Origin of the sequence: Campylobacter sp. 2018MI13, from assembly GCF_018501135.1 — a bacterium.
Taxonomy (GTDB): domain Bacteria; phylum Campylobacterota; class Campylobacteria; order Campylobacterales; family Campylobacteraceae; genus Campylobacter_E.
Window position 1 is genome coordinate 1 of sequence record NZ_JAHCZC010000262.1, and the last position, 415, is coordinate 415.

General features: G+C 21.4%; 2 protein-coding genes. Both read left to right on the forward strand.

Annotated features, from left to right (window positions below):
* The coding region (locus tag KJQ99_RS09935) for a hypothetical protein (RefSeq protein WP_214150578.1) at window positions 1-191 on the forward strand (191 nt) is incomplete at its 5' end.
* Between the two features lie 27 nt (window positions 192-218).
* The coding region (locus KJQ99_RS09940; RefSeq protein ID WP_214150746.1) for a hypothetical protein at window positions 219-415 on the forward strand (197 nt) is incomplete at its 3' end.

Below are 415 nucleotides of genomic sequence, written 5' to 3' on the forward strand. Positions count from 1 at the left end.
ATGAAGAAAACAATCACATAAGAAAACTAAAGCAAGATATAAAATTATTTAAAAACTCAAATTCTTTAAAAATAAATGAAGATAAAGAAAAAGAATTAAAAGACAAAAATAATTTAGAAGAATTTTGCGAGTTTAGCATAAAGCTAATTGATGAGCTAAAAGCTTATAAATTACTAGATTTAAAAGCTTAATTAATTCTTTAAGTTAAAGGAGAAATAATGCTAAAAATAGATGGATTTTATGTAGATTTAAGCTCTTTTATAAATACAAGTATTAGTAAAAAAGCTGATGTAAATAGCACTATTAATCTAAGCCAAATAAGACAAGATATAAAAACAAATAATTTTGAATATAAAACAAGTGATAAAGAATTAAATGTATTTTTTAGCCTTGATAATAAAAGCGTAGGGATTAG